Annotated in this window: 8 protein-coding genes; 6 read left to right on the top strand and 2 right to left on the bottom strand. The window is 69.4% G+C overall.

The window, feature by feature from the left end:
* Positions 1 to 448 precede the first annotated feature (448 nt).
* The 6 genes from ACIHAO_RS34475 (at position 449) to ACIHAO_RS34450 (ending at position 6,848) form a co-directional block, all read left to right on the top strand.
* On the top strand, positions 449 to 1,552 hold the full coding sequence (locus ACIHAO_RS34475; protein WP_396565019.1) for a sensor histidine kinase: 1,104 nt from the start codon (positions 449 to 451) through the stop codon (positions 1,550 to 1,552).
* Entirely contained in the window at positions 1,549 to 2,196 is a 648-nt protein-coding gene (locus ACIHAO_RS34470) for a response regulator (protein WP_396565017.1), read from the top strand. The genes ACIHAO_RS34475 and ACIHAO_RS34470 overlap by 4 nt, the downstream gene beginning before the upstream one ends.
* Positions 2,197 to 2,390: 194 nt before the next feature.
* On the top strand, positions 2,391 to 2,789 hold the full coding sequence (locus tag ACIHAO_RS34465; protein WP_396565015.1) for a hypothetical protein: 399 nt from the start codon (positions 2,391 to 2,393) through the stop codon (positions 2,787 to 2,789).
* 2 nt (positions 2,790 to 2,791) lie between these two features.
* A complete protein-coding gene (locus ACIHAO_RS34460) occupies positions 2,792 to 4,138 on the top strand; it encodes a DJ-1/PfpI family protein (protein WP_396565013.1) in 1,347 nt (448 codons plus the stop codon).
* Between the two features lie 361 nt (positions 4,139 to 4,499).
* Positions 4,500 to 5,447 carry a DUF1206 domain-containing protein gene (locus ACIHAO_RS34455; RefSeq protein ID WP_396565011.1) on the top strand — a complete coding sequence of 316 codons (948 nt, stop codon included), beginning with the start codon at positions 4,500 to 4,502 and terminating at the stop codon, positions 5,445 to 5,447.
* 51 nt (positions 5,448 to 5,498) lie between these two features.
* Positions 5,499 to 6,848, top strand: a complete 1,350-nt coding sequence (locus ACIHAO_RS34450) for a DUF2252 domain-containing protein (RefSeq protein ID WP_396565009.1) — start codon at positions 5,499 to 5,501, stop codon at positions 6,846 to 6,848.
* 18 nt (positions 6,849 to 6,866) lie between these two features.
* On the opposite strand, the gene ACIHAO_RS34445 is transcribed toward ACIHAO_RS34450, so the two are convergent.
* Together ACIHAO_RS34445 and ACIHAO_RS34440 are read right to left on the bottom strand one after the other, a co-directional pair.
* On the bottom strand, positions 6,867 to 9,437 hold the full coding sequence (locus tag ACIHAO_RS34445; protein WP_396565007.1) for an FtsX-like permease family protein: 2,571 nt from the start codon (positions 9,435 to 9,437) through the stop codon (positions 6,867 to 6,869).
* Between the two features lie 4 nt (positions 9,438 to 9,441).
* Positions 9,442 to 10,182: an ABC transporter ATP-binding protein gene (locus tag ACIHAO_RS34440; RefSeq protein ID WP_396565005.1), complete on the bottom strand. Its 741-nt coding sequence runs from the start codon at positions 10,180 to 10,182 to the stop codon at positions 9,442 to 9,444.
* Positions 10,183 to 10,407 lie beyond the last annotated feature (225 nt).

The following is a 10,407-nucleotide window of genomic DNA, read 5'->3' as shown; positions in this document are numbered from 1 at the left end:
ATAATTATTTATTTTAACAATATTTATTATTATTTTTTTTCCGTTTAGTCTTCTTTTTCTTTTTTTTGGTTTTTTAACAAAAAAAAAAAAAAAAAACCCCCCCCCCCCCCCCCCCCACCCCCACGCGAACCCGCGCAAATGCCTTAAATCGGGCATTGCCATCTCGGAAAGTGTCCCGAATGGACAGTCGAGGAGGTGTCGTCTCCGTGGTGGGTTCGCTCGCGCCGCCGACACTGGCCATGCCCGCCAACGGTCCACCAGGAGTGGCACGCGCGGACGGCCTTGCCGGTGGCGTCAAGATGGTCACAGTCCCGGGCCGCCGAACACCGGCACGGACCTCTGACGTGAATCAACGACTCAGGACACTTGCGCGTGCAAGCACCGCATCCAGACGACTAATTGCGGGAGTCGCTTGCGACGAGCACGCGCAGTCGAGCATTGTGTGTCCGTGAACCGGGCCCTGGCGGTGCTGACCCTCGTCGCGTACGTGACGTTGCCCCTCGGCTCGGCCAAGTACGAGACGCTCGTGCTCCCGACACTCGTCGCCGGGCTGGTCTACGTGGCGATCGCGGTCATCGGCTTCCCCTGGGTCCAGAAGCACGGGCGTGCGTGGGCGATCGCGTATGTCTGCGTTCAGTTACCGCTCGGCTTCACCCTGTTCTCGCTTTCGGGCGCCGCTGTCGGGTCCATCCTGCTTCTCGTGGTCCTCGTCAGCCACACCGTGTTGCTACTGCCGCTGCCCGTGGCTTTCGGGGTCGCGGTGCTGATCCCGCTGATCCATCTGCCGATGGCGCCGATCGACGGGCTCCGCGAAGGACTCGGGACGCTGGCGGTCATGATCTTCGCGGCCGTGGTCACCGAACTCGTCGTCCGGGAAAAGCGGGCGCGGGAGGAGCTGGCCGAGGCGCACGAACGTCTTCGCGACCAAGCCGCGCAGGCCGAACAGCTCGCCACGATCCAGGAACGCAACCGGCTCGCGCGCGACATCCACGACGGGCTCGGTCACCATCTCACGGTCGTGCAGATGATGCTGCAGGCCGCGCGCGCGGTGATCGGCACCGGCGACACCGAACGGGCCGACGGGATGCTCGCCAAGGCACAGGACCAGTCGCGGGAGGCGCTGGCGGAGGTCCGCCGGTCGGTCTCCGCGCTGCGGGAACCGCGCTCCGAGCCGCTCGCGGAAGTGTTGCGGGCACTGGCGGACGAGGCTTCCGCGGCCGGCGTGCCGACCGGGTTCGAGGTCAAGGGCACGGCGCGGGAAACCCGTGCCGAGGTGGAGGAATCGCTGTTCCGGGCGGCCCAGGAGGGATTGACCAACGTGCACAAGCACGCGCGCGCCAAGGCCGCGAACGTGGTGCTCGACTACGCCGAGACCGATCGAGTCCGGCTGGAGGTCCGCGACGACGGTCTCGGAATCGCCGGGGATCCCCCGCCGGACAAGGGTTTCGGGCTCATGGGGCTCCGCGAACGGGTCGCCGGGCTCGGCGGCCGGGTCTCGGTCGACTCCGCGAAGGGACACGGCCTGACGCTCACCGTGGAGGTGCCGGGATGAGCGTCCGCGTGCTGATCGTCGACGACCAGGCGTTGTTCCGCGAGGCGTTGGCGACCCTGCTGGAAGTCCAGCCGGGAATCGAGGTCGTCGGCGAGGCGGCCGACGGTGAGCAGGCTGTCCGGCTGTGCGCCGAACTCCGCCCCGACGTCGCGCTGATGGATCTGCGGATGCCGGTGCTTGACGGGATCGCGGCCACCGCCCGGCTTCGGGCCGAGCAGCCCGGCGTACGTGTCCTCGCTCTGACCACCTTCGATGACGACGAGGACGTGTTCGCCGCGCTCCGAGCGGGCGCGGTCGGCTATCTGCTCAAGGACGTCTCGTCGACGCGGCTGGTCGAAGCGCTGGTCGCGGCCGAACGGGGCGAGTCGGTGCTGCAGCCGTCGGTCGCGGCGAAGCTCGTCGCCAGGGTGGCGCGGTTGCCCGCCGAGACACCGCGGGCGCAGACATTGGTGACCCCGCTTTCCGAGCGGGAGCTGGAGGTGGTCCGGCTCCTCGCCGACGGCCGCAGCAACCGGGAGATCGCCAAGGCGCTGTTCCTCGCCGAGGGAACGGTGAAGAACCTCGTGACGAGTGTCCTGTCCAAGCTCCAGGTGCGGGACCGGACCCAGGCCGCCTTGCGCGCGAGGGAACTCGGCCTGTTCTGAGGACGCCGCGCTGGAGAGTGTCAGGAAAGGGTCGTTCAGGACGAAATCTGTCCTGAACGACCCTTTCCTGACATCCGGGGTGGGTGCGGGCCTGAACCCCGGTCACGTGACCTCGCGCATGACTTCCGGCACCTGCCCTCATGCCCCGCCGCGGCCGAACATTGCTCCCGTCGCACCGATCGAGGGAGCCGGAAATGAACCACACGACAGAACCCAAGACCCGCAAGCGGGCCATCCTGCACTTCACCCGCCACGCCGTGGAGATGCTTCTCGCGATGGTGGCCGGGATGATCGTCCTCGAACCGGTCTGGTCGTTCCTGTGGCCCGGCCTCGCCGGGAACGTGACCGCGAGCGCGCTGGTGATGGCGACGAACATGTCGCTCGGCATGGCGCTGTGGATGCGGATCCGGCGCCACGGCTGGGCGTCGATCGCGGAGATGTCGGCCGCGATGTACGTGCCGTACCTGCTGTTCATGCCGTTCTACTGGACCGGCCTGGTGTCCGGGTCGACGTTGATGACGGCCGGGCACGTGCTGATGGTGCCCGCGATGCTCGCCGCCATGGTCCGCCGTCGCGCCGAGTACGGAGCCTGACCATGCGCACCGTCGTCCGTGTCACGCTGACCGTGCTGGCGTTCACCGTCGCCGCGCTGGCCCTGCCGCTCACCCTCGGCGCCGTCACACTCGGCGCCAGTTTCGAGAACCGTTACGCACAGAGAACCGACGGGATCTCGCCGCAGCCGGTACGCCGGGCGCACGATCCCGCCAAACCCACCGCGGTGGTCGTCGTCGGGAACGAAGGCGCCGTCGTCTCCGACACGCTCGTCCCGTACGAGATCTTGGCCGCGACCGGCGCGTTCAACGTCTACACCGTCGCGCCGGTGGCCAGGCCGGTCACCCTGACCGGCGGCCTCGACCTGATCCCCGACCTGGGTTTCGCCGAGCTCGACAAGCTGCTCCCCGCCGCCCCGGACGTCGTGGTGGTGCCCGCGTTGCCGGACCTCGGCGAGCCGACCACACGACCGGTGACCGACTGGCTGAAGCGGCAGTCGTCGCGGGGCGCGCTGCTCATGAGCGTCTGCAACGGTTCGGGCGTCCTCGCCTCGGCCGGACTGCTCGACGGGCGGAAGGCCACCGCGCATTGGCTCCGCATCGGCGGCTTCGACGACGAATTCCCCGCCGTGGACTGGATTCGCGGCACCCGCTACGTCGACGACGGCAACATCGTGACCACGGCCGGGATCCTCTCCGGGATCGACGGGGCGCTGCGGATCGCCGAGCGGTTCGCCGGCACCGAAACCGCGCGGAAGGCAGCCCAAGCCGTCGGCTGGCCCCACTACTCCCCCGGCTCCAGCCCGCCGATGGCGCAGAACACCTTCGAGGCGGCGGACACCGTCGTCGGGTTCAACACCGCCTTCCGGTGGGACAAGCCGACGCTGGGTGTCCTGCTGACCAGCGGGATCCGGGAACTGGAGCTCGCCGCCGTGTTCGACACCTACGGCCAGTCCCTCGCGGTCGCGACGACGGCGGTCGGACTCGACGACGCGCCGATCCGGTCCCGGCACGGACTGACCTTCGCCCCGCGCGGCACGCCGATGGCGGGCGACTTCGACCGGCTGATCGTGCCCGGTGCCGACGCGGCGGCGACGCACGCGGCCGATCGGTACGCCGAGCTCTCGCCGACGTATCTGCACGCCGGGCCCGGATTCCCGTTCGACGCCGTGCTCGAAGACCTGGTGCGCACCACGGACGCCGCGACCACACGGTGGACGGCCAGGACGTTGGAGTACCGGACGGAACACCTCGCGCTCGGTGGCCCGGCCTGGCCGTGGACGGTCGCGTTCCGGCCGATCGGGCTGGCCGTCCTCGGACTGCTCGCCGCCTTCGGGATCCGCGCCCTCTACCGCCGCGGACCGGGGCCGGTCTCCCGGACGACGCGGTAGCGCGGATTCGCGGTCACCAGTGACGTGAGTTCGCGGGGATGTCGTGAAGGGCCCCTTTGAGACGATGAAGGTCTCAAAGGGGCCCTTCACGACATCCGAGCTCGACGCCGGACCATCGGAAGCACTGAAGGAGCCGCCCTCTGCCGAGGTGCAGTACCGGCGATGTCACGTGACTGACCGGACGACACGCGTGATCCGGCGGACGACACGCGTGACTGGACGGACGACACGATCGCGGCCGGGTTCCGTCACGAGCCGTCCGTTCAATCACGCGTGTCGTCCCTCCCGACACGTGTGCCGTCCGGTCAATCACGCGAAACCGCGCACCCGCCGTACGGTTGGAACCGTCCCTGCCACTCACTTGTCGAAACAGCCTCTTTCGGTCCCGTCCACGCTCGCGTGGAACCGCGCCGAGACGGAGCCCGGGCAGAACCGGACCCAGCGGTCCGGGATCCCGGCGAAGAGTGACCTGCCCGACACAAGGGACATATTGCTCCGGCCGGACCTGGTGGAAAGCGGACCGCTCGGCAAGGATCGCCCGATGCGCGACAGCAAGACGTTCGGACTGCTCGCCCGAGGCGGGCTCGTCTGCTATGCGGTCGTGCACCTTCTCGTCGCGTGGCTCGCGGCACAGGTCGCGCTCGGCGACAAGGCGAAGGCGGACAAGGCAGGCGCTCTGCAGATGGTGGTCGCCGAGGGCGGCGCGTGGCTGCTCTGGCTGATCGCGGCCGGGCTCGCCGTGCTGGCGTTGTGGCAGCTCGGCGAGGCGATCACGGGCCATCGGCAGGTGAAGACGCGGCGGCGGACGGTGCGCCGGATCGTCAGCGGGATCGAAGTCGTGCTGTACGGGCTCGTGTCCTACAGCGCGGTGAAGATCGCCATCGCGGGCGCCGACGACGGGCAAGGCTCTCTCGTCGCCGGGCTCCTCGCCGAGTCGTACGGACAGGTTCTGGTCACCGCCGCCGGGGTCGCCGTGGTCGCGGTGGCGGTTTTCCTCGCCCAGCGCGGATTCCGGAAGACCTTCGTGCGCGAGCTCGACTTCGGCGGCGCCTCCGGGACCGCACGGACCACGACGATCCGGCTCGGGCAGGTCGGCTGGATCGCGCTCTCCGCCGCGTACGGCACGATCGGCGTGCTGACGGTCGTCGCCGCGGTCACCTTCGACCCGGCCAAGGCGAGCGGCCTCGACGTCGCGTTGAAGACCCTCTCCGCCCAGCCGTACGGCGGTCCGATGCTCCTCGTGCTCGCGGCCGGGATCGCCGCGTTCGGCGCCTTCGCGCTGCTGGACGCGCGTTTCCGCAAGATCTGATCTGCCCGGCGAACCGACCTGTGGCACCGTGACAGACGTCTGGAGGTCGTGATGACAGGTGTGGTCGAGCGGATCCGCGAGCGCGGCGAGGACGATCGGCAGGCGCGGATCGTCGAAGTGCTGGTGGAGGCCTTCGAAGACCTCATGCGCGCGGACGCCGACGCGTTCCGCCGCAAGTTCCGCAAGATGGCCGCCGCTCCGTTCGCCTTCTACCGGGGTTCGGCGTGCCTGTTCTACGCGGACATGGCGCACGAGAACGATCCGTGGGCGAACGAGAAGACCAGCCGGGTGTGGATCCAGGGCGACCTGCACGCCGAGAATTTCGGCAGCTACATGGATTCGTCCGGGACGCTGGTGTTCGACGTCAACGATTTCGACGAGGCGTACCTCGGATGCTTCACCTGGGACCTCAAACGGCTGGCCGCCAGTGTCGCGCTGCTGGCGTGGAGCAAGGCGATCTCCGACGACGACATCGAGATGCTGATCGGCACCTATCTGCGCGCCTACGTCAAGCAGGTCCGCGAGTACGCCGAGCGTCCCGGCGACGAACTCGTCCGGCTCGAACTGGACAGCACCGAGGGCGTCCTCCACGACATCCTGCTCCGGGCGCGGCTCAAGACACGGATCGACCTGCTCGACGAGCTGACCATGGTGGAGGACTTCGACCGCAGGTTCCGGCACGGGCCGGGGGTCCGGGTGCTGGAGAAGGCCGAACATGAGATCGCGGCCAAGGCCTTCGAGTCCTACTTGGACACGATCCCGGAGAACAAGCGGTTCGGCAGCATCACCTACCGGGTCAAGGACATCGTCGGCCGGACCGGTTTCGGCATCGGCTCTGCCGGGCTGCCCGCGTACAACATCCTCGTCGAGGGCCGGACACAGGCACTCGAGAACGACGTCGTCCTGTCGATGAAACAAGGGAACGTGGCGGCGCCGAGCCGGATCGTGGCCGAGGAGAGCATCCGCGGCTACTTCACCAACGAGGGACACCGCACCGCCGTGTCCCAGCGCGCGTTGCAGGCGCACGCCGACCCTTGGCTCGGGTACACGGAGATCGACGGGACCGGATTCGTCGTCTCGGAGTTGTCGCCCTACGTCGACGACCTGGACTGGTCGGATCTGACCGAGCCGTCGGAGATGGGACCGGTGCTCGACTATCTCGGCAGGGCCACCGCGAAGATGCACTGTGTGTCCGATTCGGACTCGGAGCAGACGCTGGTCGGCTTCCAGAGCGAAGAGGCCATCGCCGGGGTCATCGGCGACCGCGAGGACGAGTTCGTCCGCGCGCTGACCGGATTCGGGATGGCCTACGCCGAGCAGTCGCGGGAGGACCACCGGTTGTTCGTGGACGCCTTCCGCGGCGGGAAGATCCCCGCCGTCCGGCCCGCCGCGGAGGGCTGACCGGACGGCGACGACCCGTTATTCGCGAAGGCCGATCGCCTCGATCGGCTTCGACCGCAGCGTCACGCGGGTGGCGAGGCCGAGCGAGACCAGGCCGAGCAGGATCGCCCCGGCGATGACCCCGCCGAAGACGGTCGCCGTTCCGGACGGCAGCGGTGTCCCGCGCAGGCCGAGGTTCAACAGCACCAAGGGAACCCCCGCCACCACGGTCCCCAGCAGTGTCGCGACCCCGACCGTCGCCAGTGCTTCGAACCGCATCATCCGGATGACCTGCCGCTTCGTGGTGCCGATCAGCCGCAGAAGCGCGAACTCCCGCGAGCGCTGCGCCGTGCTCATCACCAGCGTGTTGGCCACCGAGATCACGACGTAGCCGAGGATCACGCCGACCGCGACGAGGTTCACGTAGAACTGGGCCTGCTGCTGCCCCCCGGCGGGCGCGGCCACCGCCGATCCCGGCGTCACGGCCAGACCCGGATAGCGGCTCGCGAGGTCGTTCAGGGCGGCCGTCACGGTCGCGGAATCCGCGTCGGGCTGCTCCCGCACCAGCACCGAATCGTCCATCCGGTCGCCGGTGTGCGCCCTGGCCAGCTCAGCGGGCAGCACGTAGCGGCCGAAAGCCTGGTCGCGGGTGTAGGTGGCGACCAGCCGCAGCTTCGCCGGAGCGCCGTCACCGAAGTAGAACTCGACCTCGTCGCCGATCTTCTTCTCGTACCAGCCGGCTTCCGCTTCGCTCATCGCCACGGTGTTCCCGGTCAGGTCGGTGATCTTGCCCGACACGACGCCCAGTTCGAGGTTCCCTCGGATCTGTGCGCCGTCCAGTCCTTGCGCCGCGTACCGCTCGACACGCACGCTTTCCTGTTCCTGCACCGTGTTGATCACCTCGGTGCGGACGACCGAGGTCGCGGCGGCGACGCCGGGGATCCGCTGCGCCGCCTCGGCGACCTCCGGCGAGAGCCCGCCCGTGCCACTGGCGAGCACGTGGTCCGCGGTGGTCGACTCGACGGTCTCCTCCTGCCGCGCGGCGGCCGCGGAGGTCTGGCTGTAGAACATCGTCAGCGCGAACGAGACCGCCAGCATCACCGGCGTCACCGCGGCGGCGAGGCGGCGCGAGTTGGCCTGGCTGTTCGCGGCGGCCAGGTAGCCGCTGATCCGCGACAGCCGGTTGAGCACCGGCGCGATCAGCCGCGTCATGACGGCGACCACCTTCGGGCTGACCACGGCCAGCCCGATCACGATGATCAGCGACGAACCGCCCGAAGCCGCGAGCCCCGCGTCACCGCGGAGGAAGATCGGGACCATCGATCCGCCGAAACCGGCCACCACCAGCGCACAGCCGATGATGACGCGCACGCGCCCGAGTTCACGCCGCTCCACCGCGGCCTCGCCGAGCGCCTCCACCGGGCGGATCGACGACGGCCGCCGCGAGGCCGACCAGGCGGCCAGGCGCGCCGTGCCGAGACCGAGCGCCAGCGCGGCGACGAGCGGGATCGGGCTGATCGCCAGTTCGAAGTCCGGCGGGATCACCCCGACGGCCCCGAACGCGTTCCTCAGCCCGAACCCGACCGCCACGCCGAGGCCGCTGCCCAGCACCCCGGCGACCACCGCGACGAGCATCGTCTCGGCGCCGATGAGCTTGCGGATCTGCTGCGGTGTGGCCGCGATCGCCCGCAGCAACGCGAACTCCCGGCGTCGCTGGTTGATGACCAGCGCCAGGGTGCTGGCCACGACGAACACCGCGATGAGGAGCGCGAAGCCGCCGAACGAACCCGCGAGCGCCATCAGCAGCATCCGGGTCTGGCTGACGTCGAGGAACTCGACCGTGCTGCGCTCGACCCCGGTCGTCACCGTCACCTTGTCGGTACCGGCCGCGTCGCGGATCCGGTCGGCGAGGTCACCCGGCGTGACGCCCGGATCCGCCAGCACGCCGATCGCGTGCGCCTGACCGGGAGTCCCGGCGAGTTCGGCTGCCTTCTCCTCCGAGAAGAACACCGCGGACTGCCGGGTGAGGCCGTCACCCGACTTCGGGGCGGCGATACCGGCGACCCGGAACTCCACCGGGGTCGAACGGACGGCGATCTTCACCCGCTGACCGACCGCCGCGCCGCTCCGGGACGCCAGTTCCGCGTCCAGGACCACTTCGTCGGCGCCGGCGGGCGCGTGACCGTCACGCAGCGAGAACGGGGCCAGCACGGCGGCGTCCCAGTTGTGGCCCAAGGATTGACCGCCTTCGGGCCCGTTCAGCGCCCGGCCGTCGGCCGTCACCACATTGGCCGGGAAGCTCTGCTCCGCCACCACGCCGCGGACCCCGGGCACCGCGGTGATCGCCCCGGTGAGCGTCACCGGCACCGAAGTCTGCTCAGCGACCTGGTTCCTTTCGAGCGGGCCCGCCCCGGGCGGGTCGACCGTCTGCTGACCGCCGACGACGACCGCCGCGTCGGCGTACCGCTGGGTCGGGACACCGGCCCGCAGACCGGATTCCATCAGGATGCCGCATCCGGCGACCAGCGCCGTACCGCAGAGGATCGCGACGAACGCGCCGATGAACCCGCTCAGGCGGGTCTTCGTCGTCTGCCATGCCAAATCCCACATGACGTCACCACTCCCCGAGGTGGGTCATGCGCTCGGCGACCTGTTCCGGCGTCGGCTGCGAGAGGTGACCCGCCAGCTTGCCGTCGGCGAGGAACAGCACACCGTGCGCGGCCGAGGCCGCCACCGGATCGTGGGTGACCATCAGCACGGTCTGTCCCATTCCATCCACAATGGACCGGAGCAGGTCGAGCACCTGGCGCGCGGTACGCGTGTCCAGCGCTCCGGTCGGCTCGTCGGCGAGGACGACCTCGGGCCGGGTGATCAGCGCGCGGGCGATCGCCACCCGCTGCTGCTGGCCGCCGGACAGTTCCGACGGGCGGTGTTCGAGCTTCTTCGCGATGCCGACACTCTCGACGATCTGACGCAGCCACTGCGGGTCGGGCTTCTGCCCGGCGAGCCTGGTCGGCAGGGTGATGTTCTGCAGCACGTTCAGCGACGGCAACAGGTTGTATGCCTGGAAGATGAACCCGACGCGGGTCCTCCGCAGCTCGGTGAGCGCTTTCTCGCGCATCCGGCTCAGCTCCGTGTCCCCCAGCAGCACCCGGCCCGAGCTCGGCTTGTCCAGCCCTGCCGCGCAGTGCAGGAAGGTGCTCTTGCCCGAACCCGACGGCCCCATCACCGCGGTGAACGTGCCTCTGCGCACCTCGACGGTCACCCCGTTCAACGCCGTGACCGCGCCGTCACCGGATCCGTAGACCTTGCTCACGGATTCCAGCTTCAAGGCGCACGCGCCCCCTGCATTCATTGCTTCCCCTTAACGGTGGTGATCTCTCCCGTCTGAACCTACGGCCGTCAAGGGGTGGAAACGATCCCGCGTGAGGGAAGACTCGTGGTAGCGCTGGCACCACCTTGTGGCGGAACCGGCGCCGGGGGGGGGGGGGGGGGCGGGGGGGGGGGGGGGGGGGGGGGGGGGGGGGTGGGGGCGGGGGGGGGGGGGGGGGGGGGGTAGCCGCGGGCGGGGGCCGGGGCG

Source organism: Amycolatopsis sp. NPDC052450, assembly GCF_044547565.1.
Taxonomy (GTDB): domain Bacteria; phylum Actinomycetota; class Actinomycetes; order Mycobacteriales; family Pseudonocardiaceae; genus Amycolatopsis.
The sequence above is the reverse complement of the archived record's forward strand: the minus strand, read 5'-3'. Positions and strand labels throughout refer to the sequence as shown.